The sequence below is a fragment of the Helicobacter trogontum genome (assembly GCF_000765905.2).
In the GTDB taxonomy this organism is placed as follows: Bacteria; Campylobacterota; Campylobacteria; order Campylobacterales; family Helicobacteraceae; genus Helicobacter_A; species Helicobacter_A trogontum.
The window spans coordinates 1-19,006 of record NZ_JRPL02000004.1 but is presented as its reverse complement, the minus strand read 5'-3'; the positions used below and the strand labels follow the sequence as shown (position 1 = coordinate 19,006).

General features: G+C 33.1%; 15 protein-coding genes. 8 read left to right on the top strand and 7 right to left on the bottom strand.

The genetic code is table 11. The annotated features are described in order from the left end of the window. Positions 1 to 6: 6 nt before the first annotated feature. Complete coding sequence (locus LS81_RS02660; RefSeq protein ID WP_034346777.1) at positions 7 to 942, bottom strand: hypothetical protein; 936 nt, start codon at positions 940 to 942, stop codon at positions 7 to 9. A gap of 112 nt (positions 943 to 1,054) precedes the next feature. Here LS81_RS02660 and LS81_RS02655 point away from each other — a divergent pair, with 112 nt between their 5' ends. After that, positions 1,055 to 1,558 (top strand): peptidylprolyl isomerase, encoded by a 504-nt coding sequence (locus tag LS81_RS02655; protein WP_034346775.1) that lies wholly within the window; start codon positions 1,055 to 1,057, stop codon positions 1,556 to 1,558. A 133-nt stretch (positions 1,559 to 1,691) separates the two neighbouring features. On the opposite strand, the gene LS81_RS02650 is transcribed toward LS81_RS02655, so the two are convergent. The 4 genes from LS81_RS02650 to serS all read right to left on the bottom strand — a co-directional run bounded on the left by LS81_RS02650 (position 1,692) and on the right by serS (position 7,075). Then, positions 1,692 to 2,540: a hypothetical protein gene (locus LS81_RS02650; protein WP_034346773.1), complete on the bottom strand. Its 849-nt coding sequence runs from the start codon at positions 2,538 to 2,540 to the stop codon at positions 1,692 to 1,694. 245 nt (positions 2,541 to 2,785) lie between these two features. Next, on the bottom strand, positions 2,786 to 3,178 hold the full coding sequence (locus tag LS81_RS02645; protein ID WP_034346771.1) for a methionine-R-sulfoxide reductase: 393 nt from the start codon (positions 3,176 to 3,178) through the stop codon (positions 2,786 to 2,788). 12 nt (positions 3,179 to 3,190) lie between these two features. Then, the gene (locus LS81_RS02640) at positions 3,191 to 5,746 is read right to left on the bottom strand and encodes a tetratricopeptide repeat protein (RefSeq protein ID WP_034346770.1); all 2,556 of its coding nucleotides are present in this window, start codon (positions 5,744 to 5,746) and stop codon (positions 3,191 to 3,193) included. 33 nt (positions 5,747 to 5,779) lie between these two features. Further along, positions 5,780 to 7,075, bottom strand: coding sequence for a serine--tRNA ligase (gene serS / locus LS81_RS02635; protein WP_034346769.1), 1,296 nt, complete (start codon positions 7,073 to 7,075; stop codon positions 5,780 to 5,782). 141 nt (positions 7,076 to 7,216) lie between these two features. Here serS and LS81_RS02630 point away from each other — a divergent pair, with 141 nt between their 5' ends. Together LS81_RS02630 and LS81_RS02625 are read left to right on the top strand one after the other, a co-directional pair. Further along, complete coding sequence (locus LS81_RS02630) at positions 7,217 to 8,170, top strand: chemotaxis protein (RefSeq protein WP_034320942.1); 954 nt, start codon at positions 7,217 to 7,219, stop codon at positions 8,168 to 8,170. Between the two features lie 287 nt (positions 8,171 to 8,457). After that, positions 8,458 to 9,237 carry a MotE family protein gene (locus LS81_RS02625; RefSeq protein WP_034320939.1) on the top strand — a complete coding sequence of 260 codons (780 nt, stop codon included), beginning with the start codon at positions 8,458 to 8,460 and terminating at the stop codon, positions 9,235 to 9,237. A 518-nt stretch (positions 9,238 to 9,755) separates the two neighbouring features. Here LS81_RS02625 and LS81_RS02620 read toward each other — a convergent pair. Next, positions 9,756 to 10,763: a lipid A deacylase LpxR family protein gene (locus LS81_RS02620; protein ID WP_034346767.1), complete on the bottom strand. Its 1,008-nt coding sequence runs from the start codon at positions 10,761 to 10,763 to the stop codon at positions 9,756 to 9,758. Positions 10,764 to 11,434: 671 nt separating this feature from the next. Between LS81_RS02620 and LS81_RS02615 the strand changes: the two genes are divergently transcribed. Further along, complete coding sequence (locus LS81_RS02615) at positions 11,435 to 12,787, top strand: (Fe-S)-binding protein (protein WP_052096569.1); 1,353 nt, start codon at positions 11,435 to 11,437, stop codon at positions 12,785 to 12,787. Positions 12,788 to 13,367: 580 nt separating this feature from the next. Here LS81_RS02615 and LS81_RS02610 read toward each other — a convergent pair. Further along, complete coding sequence (locus LS81_RS02610) at positions 13,368 to 14,186, bottom strand: TatD family hydrolase (RefSeq protein ID WP_034346766.1); 819 nt, start codon at positions 14,184 to 14,186, stop codon at positions 13,368 to 13,370. Positions 14,187 to 14,314: 128 nt separating this feature from the next. On the opposite strand from LS81_RS02610, the gene def reads away from it, so the two are divergent. The 4 genes from def (at position 14,315) to LS81_RS02590 (ending at position 18,918) form a co-directional block, all read left to right on the top strand. Further along, positions 14,315 to 14,830, top strand: a complete 516-nt coding sequence (gene def, locus LS81_RS02605) for a peptide deformylase (protein ID WP_034346765.1) — start codon at positions 14,315 to 14,317, stop codon at positions 14,828 to 14,830. Between the two features lie 66 nt (positions 14,831 to 14,896). Next, positions 14,897 to 15,088 (top strand): 50S ribosomal protein L28, encoded by a 192-nt coding sequence (gene rpmB / locus LS81_RS02600; RefSeq protein ID WP_004087777.1) that lies wholly within the window; start codon positions 14,897 to 14,899, stop codon positions 15,086 to 15,088. A gap of 450 nt (positions 15,089 to 15,538) precedes the next feature. After that, positions 15,539 to 17,611: a penicillin-binding protein 1A gene (locus LS81_RS02595; RefSeq protein ID WP_034346763.1), complete on the top strand. Its 2,073-nt coding sequence runs from the start codon at positions 15,539 to 15,541 to the stop codon at positions 17,609 to 17,611. Between the two features lie 656 nt (positions 17,612 to 18,267). After that, positions 18,268 to 18,918 (top strand): cache domain-containing protein, encoded by a 651-nt coding sequence (locus tag LS81_RS02590; RefSeq protein WP_034346762.1) that lies wholly within the window; start codon positions 18,268 to 18,270, stop codon positions 18,916 to 18,918. Positions 18,919 to 19,006 lie beyond the last annotated feature (88 nt).

Here is a 19,006-nt window from a genome sequence, read left to right as displayed (position 1 = left end):
CCTACATTACTTTATCGCAGCACTATTTTTTATACACGCACGTGTCAAATCGCTAGTGGGCAGTAATTTTCTCTTTGCTATATCGCAAACAAAATCCCGCACTTCATCACTTGACACAACTACATTTCGTTTCTTGGGTTCACTCATATTATACAAAAACCCTACAAAATGTCCGCTTGAATTAAAAAGAGGTAATCCATGTATAGCGCTATGTTTTTGAATATTTGCAATACTTGAAGACTTATAAAATAAAGCATTATTCTCTGTTACAAAAGGAAACAATACAGTATCACTACGACTAAGTATAGTATTCTTTAACATACCTTTGTAAATTGGAGTAAAGTAATGCAAGTTGATACGTTGATGATAGAAGCTCTCTTCACGGGTATTACAATAGATATCTGTATAATTTTCAGCTCTAAGCAATGAAAGCTTAGAATCTGTTGCACGCAAACGAAGCATAGCAAAACACATAAGCGACTTGCTAGAATCATCTTGCATTTTTGCCATAACGCTACGCAGATATGCCCCATCTTCATTCATTAAATCTGCAGCAGCAAGAATATATCCATCCTTCAATAAGATTCCATATCCTTGTTTTTGCACCCCATTATCAAATAATGCCGTGAGCAATGCAACAGAATATAAAAAGCTGCCTTTCCTAGCCCCAAGTATAGGCATAGCTCCACTTGCAAGAAAGCCACCTTGCTGATTTCTCACATTTGATTTATTTGTGTGTATTGTTGCCTTACTTGTATTACCACTCTTGCCCTCATATGCGTTTGCTTTATTTGTTGGGGTTGCTATTGCATTATTGTCCATACATCCATATAAATCGTTACAATCAGCAAATCCATCAGCATAAAGAGGCAGGACAAAAATGCTACAAGATAATATGAAAAATGGTATGAATAGCTTAAAGCGTGAAAATAGAAGCGACATATCTACTCCGAAACTTACTTTTAGTCTTAAATTATAACATTAAATCTTGAAATTTGTTGGCAAAGTTGCTAGAATCAATACATCAATAACTAAAATTTTAAGGATTTTTATAATGAGAGAAATCAAAGAATACAATCTTTCTGCAGATGAGTTGCAAACTCTACAATATGCTATCATTGAAACAAGTAAGGGTGTCATGTATGTGCAGCTTTTTCCTAATCATGCACCACAAGCAGTGAGCAATTTTGCTACACTTGCAAATAGTGGATTTTATGATGATTTGAATTTTCATCGCGTAATAGCTGGCTTTATGGCACAAGGTGGCTGCCCAAAAGGTGATGGTACTGGTGGTCCTGGCTATACCATACGATGTGAGCTTGAAAATAATCCAACCAAGCATAATCGCGGCACTTTATCTATGGCACATGCGGGAAGAAACACAGGTGGCAGTCAGTTTTTTATATGTTTCGCTCCTCAACCGCATTTAGATGGTGAACACACTGCTTTTGGTCGCATCCCAGTGAACGAAAGGGAAAGCTATAAAGTTTTAGATTCTTTAGAGCAGGGGGATATTATCAAAAATATTCGTGTGGTTGCGGAGTTGCCAAAAGACTGATTGTAGCTTTATAATTTGTTACATTGAGCAATAAAAAATGGGGATAATGTGCATAGCCCCCTTGCTTTTACAAAAAAGTTTTTTATAATTGCTATGTATCACCTTTTGATTTAAAATATTGGCTTTGGCAAGTTTACTCACTTACGATAGATATATCAATAATATTACGATACATTAAAGACTTATCATTGATAGGGTTTTGATCTGCAAAAATAATATTTTCATTAGATACTAAATTTATGGTTTCCTTTGTTGCATAAATACAATGCAAAAGATCCTCAAGTGATTGTAGTATATTTAAGTCATTCGCATTCGCAACATGCACAATGGGGATAACCCCAAGATTGTATGCAAATGTTATAAGCGTATTAACGTGTGTTTTGATGTTATGCATGAAGTTTTTATCATTATTATATGGTTTGGAATCTTGTATTATAAGATTTGTTTGCAAAGCAATATCATCTATGTTTAATTCTAGCAATGCAGGATTAGATTCTAAAGCATATAAAACTTCACAATATGTGTGCAAATGCTTAATATCAAGCATAATCATGTCTGCTCCACTAATTGCTGATTCTAGAATCTGATATTCATCAAGAAACACGTTCTCATGGATGACAAAAGCTGGTGAAAGTCGCCTTATCATACTTAAACAGTCTATACTATTTATATCCTCATTGTTTGTGACTTGCTCTAAGCTACTAAATATCACGCAGACAATCTCTTGATTAAAATCTGCATTATGCGTTAAATGACTTGTTTGTATCAACTTTGATAACTTTTCTGCATTAGTATGCAAAGCTTTTTTAGGAGTAATGCTACATTTTAACTTCTCATATAGATACGATCGATCAGATAAACGTGGTAGGAAACAGGTATATGCAAGAGATCTGCCAAGCATATCTTTTGGCATTATCTGCTTTTTTTCGGATAACATTTGCATAATATGGAGTATTTGCTGGTGGGAAACATGTTGTTGCATATTTTTCCTTTCAATCTTTTTTGCGTAATAAATATTCTTAAACTCTAAAGTTACATAATAATATTTTATTGCACATAAGGATACATTCTGTATGTGACTTTTAAATATTAAGCTCTCAAAAATACATATTAAGTTTACATATGACATTGTAAGTTCTTAATGTATTGTTGCACTTAAATATTGAGATAAATCTTGATTGTAAAATTTAACTTCCATTAAATCAAAACAAATCACCTATACTATATTTATAAATTGTAGTCAGTGTGTAATGAATGATTGAGTTTATCTTTTGGTATAAATATAAGAGAGATAGAGTTGACACAATGACGTGTATTTTTCATGGTAAAACCCTCTCCTCTAAAGACATGTCCTAAATGTGCACCACAATTAGCGCATATGATTTCGGTCCTCATTCCATCTTGATCCAAAACTTCTTTTACATTGTTTCCAATACTAGAATCAAAACTCGGCCATCCACAATGCCCACTAAACTTAGAATCTGAAGTAAATAAAGGGGTTTCACACATCTTACACACATAGATCCCATGCTCAAAAAAGTCATTATATTCCCCACTAAATGGTGGTTCAGTGCCTTTTTCCAAAAGCACATGTTTTTCAAATTCATTCAATATTTTCATAATACTAACCCCTTATTTTGGAGTATTGACTTTTAAATCATTAATAGTAAAATCAATAAATTCCGATTTAAATCCATGGTTTGCAATACTATTATAATGCTGTGCTGCTGCATTATAATTTTCTGCTTCTTGGTAGAGTACGCCTAAAGCAAAACGACTTTCATAATTTACGCTAGAATCCATTTTTGATAATTGCAATAAGAGACTTGCAGCATTCTTATGTCCTGCACCAATGGCTGCTACAGCACCTAAATAGCGAGTATAGCTATCATCTTCCTTTAAACCATTAATAAGTCGATCATAAATGGCATAACTTTCCTCAAAATTTTGCTGATAAATATTTAAAAGCCCTAAAGCTTGTAATAAACCATTGGGATTTTTGGTCTGTGTGCTTAACTTATGATTTAATAGCTTTTTCTCTTTCTCGAGATTTCCAGTTATAAAACCGACATAAATATAAAGTTCTCGAGCTAGATTTGGACCATAAAAGACATTATCTAGATTCATATTATCTTCTCTAAAGAGATACTGCATATTCAGTGACGAATTTTTTACATTTGTGCCATAATTTCTAGCTAAATCGAGCAAGATATTTGACACAATGTCATTTGATTGATAATATTTCAGGCGTTCAAATCCAGCAACAATATTCTTTGTGTCTCTCATATGTATAGCACTAATTGATTGAAACGCAAGAGCTATAGCTCTTTTATCATTTGCATCAGGTATATAAACGCCCATATTATTTGGGTTATTTACCCACTCTTTAATTCTACTAAATAACGAAAGCTGTTCGCTTGGCATTTTACTATCAGCTATACTCTGTCCTAGATTCACATTTAATGTGCTTATATCTTTATACACAAGCTTACCAGTAACCATAGCAAATGCACCTGCTTGCACGTCTGTCATATCAAGATGATATGCACGTAAAAAATGCTTATAAGCATTTGCAAAATCACCAACCTGAGCATAAATAAGTCCTGCATTGTAATGTAAAACTGCATGATTTGGATTCTCATCAACATCATGCTGAATCATTGCTAATGCCCCACGTAAATCATTCTCATTGATTTTACGCAAGGATTGTGCTATGCTTGTATTGATATTTGAGATAGTGGCTCCTCGTACCAATATTGCGTGACTTTCTTCAAGATTCCCAAGGTTGATTTTAGAATCCAACACACCATCAGAAATGATACTTAATGCTTCATTCACGTTAAAAACACGATAAGGAGCATAATAAAACAAAATTTTACTTGTTAAAAGATTTGAATGCTCAAATGTTCTATTCCAAAACTCTTCCTGTGCTATTTGCACGTTAAAAACACTAGGAGAAACTCGTGCTTGAATAGGATAGGGATTTATAATATTTTTTTCTGTTTTTTCGCCACCAAATTCATCAATAATGCGTGCTGCTTCTATAAAATCACCCAATTTTAAGTTAATGAGTTGCATTGTCATTTTTGCATGCCAATCATCTGGATATTGAATAAGATAGTTATGCACATGTGCTCTTGCAGCATTAAGACTACCTTGTCTTGCTAATAATTGCCCCAATGCAAGCTCATCTTGCTTTTCTGCCACTGCCTTTAAATTATCATAGGCTTGCACATTATCATTAAAAAGCGTATAAATTTTTGCTGCCAATCTCTTACTATCTTTATCAAAGTGTGTGTTTGTGTCATGGTTAAGTGGTGATAGTGCTTCAAAATATTGCCCTTGATAGTATTGGTTTAGAGCGTAGGAATATGCATATGGTGGGAGATTGCTGATTTGATTAGCATAAGTGTTTGCAATATTGATATAATATTGATATTTATTCATATCGCCTAACCTAAAGGCACTCACTGCTGCATTAATTGCACTCAATGCGACATCTTCACCTGCTGAAATAGCCTTATCATAATATTCAATACTTTTTTGATAATCCTTTGATTTAGCATTAATTACACCTAAATTATAATTTGCAATGGCTTTTGCATACGTGGCAATTTGATTAAACAACATGAGGGCTTCTTGCTTATCACCTGTTTTATAAAGCATATCAGCTTTTTGAATCAAATTTTCAAGATTCTTGTTATCTACAACTGGAGGCTTTGTTGTCACTTCTGGAATGCTTGGTAAAATAACCTTGCCTTGATTGTCTGTGCCCTCACTCTCCTGCATGTTAGCACCATTTGTATTTTGATTGTTAGCATCTGTTTGATATGTTTTTTGAGTAGCATTTTTTTGCTCTGCTTCAGAATCTTGTTTTGGTTTAAAAGCACTTACAAGTAACATAACAAGCAACAACACAAAAAGCAATAATAATACAACAAGCAAAATACGTTTTGCTGTGACCCCAAGTTTTTCATCAACATTACGTATAAGCGGAATATCTTTTACATTATCTCTAGCAAAGTTTTCCAATGGCGTAAAAAATGCCATAATCTTGTTAGGCTTTTTTCTTTTCTCATTAGCTTTAGATTCTGTATTTTCATCAGAATTATCAGAGCCTTTTATATCATCTTGTGTTGCTAGATCTTCAGCCGCTGTATCTTCTTGTTTTTTTTGCTCTTCTGCCATTCCTTGTCCCTAAATAAACTTTGTATATAGAATCTAAAGATATTTTTCCAATACTTTAGGTATACCAATGCTACCATCAGCACGTTGAAAATTTTCCATAATAGCAACAAGAGTTCTGCCTACAGCTAAACTCGATCCATTTAATGTATGCGTAAGCGTATTTTTACCTGCTTTCTTGTATCTTATCTTAGCTCGACGTGCTTGAAAATCAGTGCAATTTGATACAGAGCTAATCTCACGATAACACTTTTGTCCTGGCAACCACACTTCTAAATCGATTGTATTGGATGCAGAAAAGCCTATATCACCGCTGCAAAGTTGCACTAATCTGTGTGGCAATTCCAATGATTCTAAGAGTTTTGAGACATTATCTACCATTCTTTGTTGCATAGACTCGCTTTGTTCTGGTGTAGTAATTGCCACGAGCTCAACCTTGTCAAACTGATGCTGCCGTATAATACCACGCGTATCTCTTCCTGCACTTCCTGCCTCTTTTCGAAAACAAGGAGTGTAAGCAGTCATCATAATAGGCAAATCCTGCTCAGCTAAAATCATGTCCTGATAAAGATTTGTTAGAGAAATCTCTGAAGTAGAAATAAGATAGAGATCATGTCCTTTATTTGATTCTATGTTACTATCCGTATCATCATTTATAGACTCAATACGAAACACATCATCTGCAAATTTTGGTAATTGCCCAGTTCCAATCATTGCTCTTTCATTGACGATAACAGGCACATTGCATACCTCAAAACCATTTTTATAATTAAAATCAAGCATATAGGAGATTAAAGCATGGTTTAATCTCGCAGCATAACCACGAAGTACAGAAAACCTACTCTTTGCAAGTTTTACTCCTGCTTCAAAGTCAATCCATTTATTTGCTTCTGCAAGCTCCCAATGCTCCCTTGGTATAAAATCAAACTTTCTTGGTTCTAAAACATGCTTAATTACAACATTATCATTTTCATCTTTACCTATTGGCGTCTCTTTACCCAAAAGGTTTGGTATCTTAAGTAGCAATTCTTGTAATTCTTTTTCTGCTTGGCTAACCTTTGCTACCTCTTCTTGCACTTTTTTCTTTAATGTGTCAAGCTTTTCTTTGTCGCCTTGTAAGCGATTTGAATCCACTTTTTGTCGCATAAGTTCGCCATATTCTCGTGAAAGCTTATTTTGTTCTGCCTGCATAGTTTCTGCAATATTTTTTTGCTGCTTCAAATTGCTTGCACTCTTTTGCAACACATCAAGCAATGATTTTTCTATATTCCTATTGGCAAGATTCTGTGCTACATAATCAAAATCTTGTAATAACAGCTTAACATCAATCATTGAGAAATACCCTTTAGCAACTATGAATATAACATTATGTGTAAAAGGACAATTATAACAAAATAATGATATAAAATGTATTGATAAAAGATTTTTTTTGTTAAAATAACAACAACGAATAAAAAAGTTAGGAGCTTTGTTGTGATAAGCGATATTGATAAAACGACTTCACTCCATCTAAATAATGAGGCACAATTTCTTTGCTTTACCTTAGAAGACACAAGAAATGAGCAAGATATTCAACTCTATGCTATGAATGTTTTTAAGATTCGAGAGATAATTTATTATGATGGAGAACTAACAGAGACCGCGGGAGAAAACGAAGGCATAGTACTTGGATTTTTAACCGTGAGAGGAGAGAGTATTCCGCTTGTTGACATGCGTAGATGGCTCTATTTTAATGCACAAGAACCAAAGCGAGATCTCAAAGAGTATTCCATTCAGAGCCAAAAAAATCTTGTTATTTTATGTAATTTCTCGCAATGCACTGTTGGGCTTAGGATATTGAGTGTAAAACGTATTATTCAGCGGAGTTGGGATTCTGTAATTGTAGGTAGTGAGTATGGTTTTGATGGTAGCAATAAGATTACAGCAACCACAAAATTTGATGATGGTACAGTTGTGCAGATTATGGATGTTGAACGTATGCTTACTGATGCATTTCCCTCACTAGAGCTATCGCATGAATTAGAACTTGAAGGGTTGAAAGCTATTGAGAGCGATAAGGTCATATTGTTAGCAGAGGATTCTAAACCTGCACAGAAATCACTTCAAATCATCATGGAAAAACTGCAACTACGCTATTTTACTTTTCCAAATGGTAAGGCTTTGCTTGAGTATCTTTACATGCCTGGTATTGCAAAGACTGTTGGTGCGGTTGTGACTGATCTTGAAATGCCATTAATTTCAGGCTTTGAGGTATTAAAACATATACGAGAGCATGAAGATACAAAGACTATGCCTGTCATTGTTAATTCATCAATGAGTAATGATTCTAATATTGAGAAAGCACAAAGTTTAAAAGCAAATGCCTTTATCACAAAATCAAACCCTACGGAAATAGAAGATGCCTTGCGAGAAGCACTTGGGGTATGAAACCTTGGTATTTGAGATTTAGGTTTATGTATATGCTATTTTGGAATTAGGTGAAATAAAAATAGTGATTACTGCTAGATTTACTGATTTTTTCGTATCTCTTTGCTTGACATTTTGTCCTAAACAATATGAGATTTTTGCTAAAAGTTAGTGCAGAGTGGTATAGTACGATCTAAATTTCATGTTATTTACATTGATGATTATAGAGTTGAAAATGTTTTATGGAATCTAAATATTGTGGTATTTTGTAAATCGGCATAAACAAATTATTGTGTGAGGATATGGTAATGAAAAGGGTCTTTTTAGGAAGCGTTATTGTTAGCTGTCTATGTATAAATGTGTTTGCAGATAGCAAGGAAGAAAAAAATGTGGCAAAAACGCAGTCTCTAGCGGCTAGTGCGAGTTTTGATCCCGAGGCGGCACAACAACTTGCAAAACAATGTGATGCAATTTTTGAGGCAAGAAAACAGGAGCTTGCAACAAGTCTTTTGCAATTACAACAACAACAAAGCACCCTACAGATTCTAACCACAGAAAATACAAAGCTTTTGAAAGAAAAAGAAGAGCAGGTGAAATTAAAGGAAAGTGCATTAAAAAAAATGTATGCTGATATGCGAGACGAAGAAGCAAAAAAAGCAGCAGAAAGTGAAGCACGACTTAATGAGGCAAAAAGATTATTAGCACAAAATGAAGAAATTTTAAAGCAAATTACAGGTGCGAAGGATACAAAATTAGCTGAAAGCTACGCAAAGATGAAAGATAATAAAGCTGCACCAATTTTAGCGGCTATGCCAGAAGATGATGCGGTTATGATTTTATTAAGCTTGAAACCAAATCAAATGGGGAATATTCTTGCACAAATGCAACCAGACAAAGCCGCAGAGCTTACTAAGCTTATAAAATACTTCCCTAATAAAAAACCAGTCCCACCAAATGCACCACCACCAGCCACACCAGATGGAATTAATGTGGAAGATAATATGCCAAAAAATGCCAAGGAGACAAATACAAATCCCCAAGGTGATGCAGTGCCACAAAGCTTTGATGGAAATATGAGGATATATTAGAATCTATATCGCATTTAAACAACGTCTTGTGCCGTGCCTCTGCCTTATAAGAGCTTTATTGCATTATAATATGTCTTACAATAAATGAGATTCTATAATTTGCATTAATTTGGTATTACAAAAAGTTTTTGTAGACTTAAATTCAAATAAGATCAAGGCGATTATATAATATAAACACTAAAGCGATATTGTATATAAATTGTCTTATCAATATGCCTACAATAATCATTATGGAAGATTCTTTATTGACTATTTCTGATTTAAGGTTATGTATACACACGATCGGTAGTATTAAAAATCTTTAGATAAGAAATAATCTCGCAAGAAATAAGAATATCTTACATGCGTAAATGTTATGAGGCTTTTAGATTCTATTTATCTAAGCATATTGTAAATTATTACAATATACACTCTCATGAAGCGATAAAGTAGGATTTAATAGCCCTCATCGCACTGAAGTTTGTTAAATTTGCATATTTATCTTACATTGTGTCATGCAGGGATTCATTATAAATCAATTAAAAGCTTATCTCTAAACGCAATGTTGCATAGTTAGAATCAAGTAATTGTGTGCTAAATTCTTTTTGCTTGTATGAATACACATAGGCTAGAGATATACCCTTCCAAGCTATCAACGCACCAATCTCTGCTTCATACATTAATCTTGCCATATCAAGTTCTGTTTGGAATCCGCCAAAAGAATTTCCTTGTATAAAAATATTTCTTCCTATAAAACGCTCGGCAATACCCAGCATGACATAGAATCTAAGATTATCATTTAGACTTGTTGTACCTATATGGTTTGAAGTTGCTTTTTGGATTCCAAAATCACCATGCAATCCATAGCCAATACGCATTTTTGCACCAAGTTCTAAGTGTGTATTTGCATTACCAAGCGCTATTACACCATAAGGCAGTATATCAAAAATATTTGGGACAATATCAACACGATACATTGCTTTATAATATGCATTCAGTATAAATTCATTTTTGATTTGATGATCCCAACCAGCCAATGGATAATAATGCACTAGTGCATGTATTAGATCTTGTGCTTCTTTACCTAGTGCAGCTTTACCTACCATACCAATATTTAATTCAAGTTGTTCTAAAAAATTACTTGTGCGATTTTGTATCATAGTATTTAAGTAAAGATAACCAGCATAAGGTGCATCATCTGCAGGTGGATGTACTGCAAAACGTGCCGCGGGTGTATAAATCTCTTGCCCCAACCCAATACTAAAAGAACTTGCTAGATCTTTTTTAAAAAGTCTAGAGAATAAAGCCAAAGATTGAAGTGGGCTATTTTGCCACTCTTTTGATGTATAACTAAGATTATGCCCTGCTGTATAATATCTATCATAGTTTGTGGGCTCAAAATAAACATCATTATCGCTTGATAATGCAATGTGGTGTTTATTATAGGCAGAAATCTCACTTGCATATCCAATAGTATTTAGCATACATGCAAAGCCTGTAAGTATGAATAAAATTCTATAAATCCCATGCTGATGCTGAAAACACATAAACTTCCTCTCACTCAAATTAAATCGAGCATTATTATACATCTTTGCTGTTTTTAGAATCTAAATAGTGCAAACTTTTTCGTATATTTGCATTCAATAATTCATGTTTTATAAAAGAGACACAGACAATAAACACAAAAGAATATTTAGATCTATTGCAATACTCCTATAATATATGTAAATATAAGTAATAAGTTTTATAAAAACAATTTTGATTTTTGGTTAAATATATATCCTAGTGTGACTAAGGATGTAGTAATATAAAGCCCATTGATATAGACTTGCTTGGACAAAATAATAAACACACACTATGCTTAATATGTTATCTTTTATTTTATACATCATAGTAAAATGCAAAGTAAGAATCTTTCATGCTTTTTAGAAACCACCTAGATATGTTATTGGTAGCGATATGTTATTAGTAATTTTGCTTAGTTTTTATCAATTTATCTAATATGATAGAGAAATTATGTTGTGTAGAATACTCTTTCCAATATGATTAAATTCTAACTCGAAAAAATTATAGTAGAGCATGTCAAAAAGTTTTTAGAACAATAAATTACATTATATATGTTTTTATGGTTATAAAATCCCAATGAATATTTTCTCACTCAATAGCATATTAACTAAAATATTTTAGAATCCACACATTTAAATACAAAGGGAAGTATGTGTCAAGCCAAAATGAAATAAGGAAGTTCAATCAAATAAATACAAATACTCAAACAAAACACCCAAGCATTTTAGAAAAAAGTGCAATGAGTTGCGTCAAGTGTGCAAAATGTGTGCCAACATGCACAATTTATGGAGTAAATAGAGATGAGATTACATCGCCACGGGGTTATCTCGACTTAGCAAATGCGTATGCAAAAGGGCGACTATTGCTTGATAAACAATTAAAAGATTCCATAGAATCATGTTTTCTTTGCACAACATGTGTAGAGCAATGTCCTATGCATTTACCTGTTGATGTGGTAATACAGAGAACCCGTGTAGATATTGCTAAACAATATGGAATCCCACTTTATAAAAAAATCATGTTCTATCTACTTGGTAAAAGAAGTGTTCTAAATATAGTCTTTTCAATGGGCTATTACTTTAATCCATGTTTATTTAAAACACAAGATGGATTTAAAAAAATGCGTTTTAAAATCCCAAAGATAGGTGATAGGGCTATCATGCCATTGAATGCAAAAAGCTTTTTGCAAAGTCATAATGGGCTCATAGAATCAAGACAAAAACAAAATGATAGAAAACGCAAAGTGGGTATTTATATAGGTTGTTTAAGCAATTATAACTATAAAAATGTTGGCGTGAGTTTATTAAAGATTTTAGATAAACTGGGTATTGATGTGCTTGTGCCAAAAAAGCAAGAATGCTGTGGTGCACCCGCATTCTTTAGCGGCGATATTCGCAATACTACCAAACTTATCAAAAAAAATCTCAACTATCTTTTACCATTACTTGAAGATTTAGAAGCATTGCTTATACCAGAGGCTACTTGTGCTGCTATGCTTTTACATGATTGGCATAATGCACTAGAGATCGAAAGTGAAGTGTATGGTAATGACAATAGTGAATATATCGCAAAGTTAAAGATTCTAGAGAAAAAAACACATATGGCAAGTAAATGGTTGCATGATCACACACATTTAAATGAGCTATTGCAAGATTCTAAAAAAGAGGATAGGAGCATAACTTATCATGATCCATGTCATGCTAGAAAGGTGCTACAGATTTATAAAGAGCCTAGACAACTTTTACAAAACTTTAAATTAAAGGAAATGAAAGACTACAATGTATGTTGTGGTTTTGGCGGAGTTACAATCCAAAGTGAGAAATATGATCTTGCAAAGTCTGTTGGTGATAAAAAGGCGGTAAATATCCAACAAAGTGGAGCAGATATTGTAAGTGCGGAATGTAGTGCATGTCGTATGCAAATAGATGACTCTATGGCACGAAATAAAGTCAATGTAGCCTTTAGGCATCCTTTGGAGTTAATTGCAGAAAATCTTTCTTTATGATATATATATGCAATTTTATAAAGTTATAATTATATAAAATGCAGAGGAACTTAAACCTTTCATGTTTTTTAACCCTTAATCATTGGATTCTTTTTTTGGATATAGTCTGCATTTTATATACACTTAACACTCACAAAACTGCCTTAATAGCACATGCAAAAATACCTAAAAAGATTTTTGTATATAATTTGTAAGAAATATTCAAGAATCTTTAAGTTATATTATAAGCGAAAAACATTACAAATATAGCTTAATGTGGTGCGTGCTATAAAGCATAAAATTTATTATATAAAGTGAAATTTTATTCACCTCTATCTTCAAATCCTATAGTTATTACTTCATTGTATTTACAATTTTCTACTTTTTTCTTAAGCATATAAAGAAGAATGGTATTTATTATATACTAGTGCTAATATATGACTTACTTGCTATTTCTCAAGCCTTATATAAGACCAATACCATTTAGATACAACTTCACTCAAAATTTTCTCTAATTTTACTATTTTATTGATTTAAATCTTTAGTTATTGTAGTCCCTAATGTGCACAACCTTTTTTGTTTCTTGCTAAAAACCAATATCTTAGATTCTAAACAAATTTTTTGCATTATTTGTAGTAAGGTTTATAATCTCATTAGTCGTGAGGTTTAGAATCTCGCTAAGCTTGTTTGCGACATGTATAAGAAAGCTTGATTCATTTCTTTTTCCTCTATGTGGTGTAGGGGCAAGATATGGGGCATCTGTCTCTAGTACAATTTTTGATAGCGGAATTTTTGGTGTTACAGAGAGTAAATCATGAGCATTTTTAAAAGTAATAATACCTCCGATACCATAATAAAAATATTCTGAAAAATCAAGCAACACTTCACATGCATTATAACAATGAAAAACCCCGCGAATCTTATTGCCTGTTTTTATATAATGAGAGAGAATCTTTGCTACTTCCATGCTTGCTTTATAATCATCTTTAGAATCTCTTACATGTAAGATTAAAGGTAAATCATATTTTATTGCCCATTCTATTTGCATATTAAAGACTTCTATTTGCATATCTATTGCTTGCGTATCATCTTTTTCAATATGATAAAAGTCAAGTCCACACTCTCCAATAGCTTTGCATTTTGATGATTTTATATATTCTTGCAGAGTTTCTAAGACATGCGTATTTGGGGTTTTATTTGCAAGATCTAAATACATCTCATCAGCATGACAAGGGTGGATTCCCACCGCATAATATACATTATCATAAGTATTTGCAATTTGTTGTGCATCATTTAGTGTATGCGTAGAGGCGGCAGGTATTATAAAAGATTCTACATTATTTTTTTTTGCTCTATCTAACACTAAAGCAAGATCATTGCTAAAATCTTTAGAATCAAGATGGATATGTGTATCAATCATAATCACTCCAATCATAAAAATAAAGCGATATTATAGCCGTTCAAAGTTATATATTGAATCTGTTTTGCATTTACATGTAAGTTATTTTTGGATAGAATTGTGTTTTAGTTTGCATTTGGAGTGTTCTTATGGTACTAGAAATTATTCATTATCCAAATAAAATATTACGTACAATTTCGCAGGAAGTTCAAGTTTTTGATGATTCATTGCATGAATTTTTAGATTCCATGTATGAAACTATGATAGCACATAATGGTGTAGGATTAGCTGCAATCCAAGTGGCAAAACCTTTAAAAATTCTAATTGTCAATATACCAAGAGAAGAGGATAATACACAATATAAAGAAGATCTACTTGAGATGATTAATCCTATTATTCTACATACAGAAGGTGAGATTCTGTGGAATGAGGGTTGTTTGTCTGTGCCTGGATTCTATGAAGAAGTTAGCCGTTTTGATCAAATAAAGGTGAAGTATCAAGATAGATTTGGTGTTATACATGAAAAAAATTTTAGTGGCTTTATGGCAGTGGCTGTGCAACATGAAATGGATCATTTAAATGGAATTTTGTTTGTGGATAAATTGTCATTACTAAAGAGAAAGAAATTTGAGAAAGAGTTAAAAAAGAATAAAAAGACCGCGTAGTTTAAGCGATATATAAGACTATATACGATAGAATAAAAGCTTTATTTTGATAGTTAAGGATATTTTATGGCGCGAAGATGTGATATTACTGGAAAAGGTGTTATGGTGGGATGCAATGTAAGTCATGCAAATAATAAGACAAAAAAACGAAGCCTACCAAACCTTAGAAGTATGCGTTTAAAGCTTGAGGATGGCACTTCTATTCGAATCAAAGTAGCAGCTTCAACTTTAAGAACTTTAAAGAAGAAAAGTAAGTAATTTTTCTATATTATTAAGTTTTTACATTTGGGATAATTTTTAGATAGTGGGGTAGGTGTAGAGCAGCATCGTCTCTGAATGTCTTTGGTTGTATGCAAAGTCTTTAACTCTTAGAGATTTAAGTAGTTGAGTGGGTGTGTTACTTAACTAGTGTGAAGATGTGTGATGGCATGTTCTTTTAGAAGTGCTTGTCGTGTCTTTAGCTGGATAGTTAAGCAAGTGCTTTTATTAAGATCTTAGTGTGACAATGTTGCTACTCAATCATGACCTCCAATAAAGATTAGAATTGTAAGTTACTTAACATCATAGATACTTTGGAACGTGAATAGGCTACAGCTTGAAGGCTTTTACGCGATGACATGTAGCATTTTGATATATTTTAAATATGCTATCTTATTTGCGATCACAGAACGACATTATAAAATCTAAAAATGGTTGGGATTAGAGATAATGGCAGCAGCACGGCTTGATGACATTTATGAAACACCAAAAAAGGCTAAAGGTGTTTTTAGGGTTTTTGGTGTACTTTTTTATGTCTTTCTCGCATTGTCTGCGGTTATAGTATGCGTAGTTGGCTACTATGGATATCAACTTTACAAAGAGTTATCGCCACAGGTGCATGCTATGGTTGATTATCACCCAAATGAAGTCACACAGGTTTTTGATGCAAAAGGTCGTTTGGTTGCAAATCTTTTTGATGAAGAATATAGATTCTATGTAAAATATGATGAAATACCTGGTCGGGTTATAGAAGCATTATTAGCAGTTGAAGATACAATGTTTTTTGAACATGATGGTGTGAATTTTGATGCCATTATGCGTGCTATTTTTAAGAACGTGGTTAATATGCGTTATATGGAAGGTGGTAGCACATTAACGCAACAACTTGTAAAAAATATGCTTTTGACAAATGATAGAACGTTAGACAGAAAACTAAAAGAGTTTTTACTTTCTATTCGTGCCGAGCAGGTATTAACTAAAGAACAGATATTAGAACGTTATCTCAATTATATTTTTCTTGGGCACGGATATTATGGTATAAAGACTGCGGCACTTGGTTACTTTAAGAAAAATCTCGACGAATTAACACTCAAAGAAATCGCAATGCTTGTTGGATTGCCAAAATCTCCTGTAAAATACGATCCAACTAGGCATTTAAAAAACTCACTCAATCGTGCAAATGCTATATTAAAACGCATGTATGATCTTGGTTGGATTTCACAAAGTGAGTTCCATCAAGCAGTAAAAGAAATCCCAAAGGTATATAATCAGACATTAACACAAAATAAAGCTCCATATGTTGTCGATGAGGCATTACGTGAATTATCAAATATTAGGAATTTAAAATCGGGTGGATATAAGATTTATCTCACTATAGATCTTGATTACCAAGAAGCTGCAAGAGCTGCTTTGTTAAAGGGATATGAGAATATTCAATATAGAATTGTAGAGAGAGCACAGAATGTAAGAAGTTGGCAGAAAAAGCCAAAGCTCACGGACTCTGAGGTAGATGAACTGAGAGCACGAAGCGCGACAACACTGAATGGAGCAATTGTTGTCACAAATCCTCATACTGGTGAGGTCTTAGCAATGGTTGGTGGTATAGATCATAATAAGAGTTCATTTAATCGTGCCACACAAGCAAATAGGCAATTTGGTAGTACCATGAAACCCTTTGTATATCAACTTGCGTTTGATAAGGGCTACTCTCCAGCTGAAATTGTAATAGATTCTCCAAAGAGATTTGGTGGTGGATCTAATCTATGGCAGCCAAATAATGACACGCGTAAATTTTTGGGACCTGTTACTATGCAGACTGCACTTGAAAAGTCATTAAACATTCCTGCTATTGACACTGCTTTAAAGATTACTGAAGGTGCCCTATATGCAGGATTAGAATCCTTTGGTTTTGAGAATTTTCCGCGGGATTTAACGGTTGTGCTTGGTAGCCTATCTATGTCACCCATGAAAGCTGCCATGCAATATAGTCTTTTTTCTAATGCAGGTACAATTGTAAAACCCTATGTAGTTGCAAAGATTATAGATCCTCAAGGAAAAGAATTTTTATTCCAAACTACGCAACATAACGTGACGACACCACAACAAGCATTTTTGATTACATCAATTTTGCGTAACACTGTTCAAAAAGGTACAGGTTATCGTGCAAAGGTCAATGGCTTACAAGTTGCAGGAAAAACAGGAACATCAAATCAATCAAGAGATGTGTGGTTTTGCGGCTATACGCCAGATTTACAGGCAATAGTATGGTATGGTAGAGATGATAACATGTCTATTGGCGGTGGTGCATATGGTGGAAATATTTCTGCACCTGTATTTGCTGACTTCATGCAGAGGGCTCTAGAGATTAATCCGGGTATGCAAAGAAGCTTTAGAACGCCAAATGGGGTTTATCAACAAAGAATTGGGGATGAGACTATTTATTATACAGATACTTCACGTATTAACTATGAACAAATAGAACAGCAAGAGCGTCTAAAAGAAGCAGATAATATCATATTCTAATTCACATTAATGGCAATAAATGTTTTGTGCCTGAAGACTTTTTTAGAATATTAATAAGACAATTAGGTTGTATTGGTAATTTGTATAGAAGGACTTTTTGGTAGAGTAAACCCTGAAAAATAATTGATTGAAAAGTGTTGTGTATAGATTCTGAACCTTACACGCAATTTTAGTATTTTTATTCTCTTAACCCTATAAAGAAAGTGCTATAAAAAAGCAATGTTAAGATAATGTTTGATAGATAGGTAAAAAGTTGTAATATTTTTTTAGAAATGCAACTTATATGTATATGTAAGCATTGTGGTTTTGTATAAAGTGAAATAATGTCTTGGGAATTGATAAATATAAATCATCAAAAGTCATCCAATAAAACAATATACCAAAAAGCTCATACGCAATAATATGTTACACAAAAGCACTTAATTATATTAAATTGTATAATATAGAAACATATTCATTAAATTTTTGAGTTTTATAAATATTTTTTTGAAAAAAATTAAATTTATTTTATATAATCCAAGCTCACCTCATTATACAAACTATAAAAAACTATCCATTTATTTACAATATTATGCATCATCTAATCAAAAAGCATTTATTGTAAAAAGTGAGTTTATAGTATGTAAAAATATATTTTGTTCTTAAAGGAGAGGATTGTGAATATAGCTGTTAAGACTAGGGTAGCATTGATTGCTAGCTTGATTATCGCTGTGGCAATTTTAGGGTTAAGTGTGGGCAATATGTTAATGAGTGAAAAAGTGTCAATGAAGAATGCCTTACACGCACAAGCCGAACAATTACATGCTGTGGATTTAATGCTGCAAGATGTTAATGTTCGATCTACCATGGCACTTCAAGGACTAGTGTCTATGATAGAGGCTATGCCTTTTGAGGAATTAGATTCTAAAGAAAAAATCATTGCTAATGTTGGACCATTGTTAAGAGGGCACAGGATTACTGCTGGATTACTTGCGAGTTATATTGGTTTGCCAACAGGTGAGATCATAGAAAATAATATTACAAATACATCAGTTCTTTTTGGTGTAAGGGGCGGTCAAGGACATAGCTATAATGTTACACAACGTAGCTGGTATATTGGTGCACTAGAAAACAATGGTTTGTTTCAAACAGAAGTGTATAAAGATTCTGTGACAGGAGAACCAAGTCTTACTTATGCTATGCCAATACATAAAAATGGACAATTAATCGGTATTGTTGGTATTGATATCTTATTGACCTCATTACAACAGATATTTGATAATTTGAGTGCAAGTGGTAGCAACATATGGGATATTTGCACTCGATAACGCAAATATGAAAGAGTTATATGAAATCATTTCCATAAAAACACCCATCTACATATTGCCTTAACAACAAAACTAGCAATATATTTGT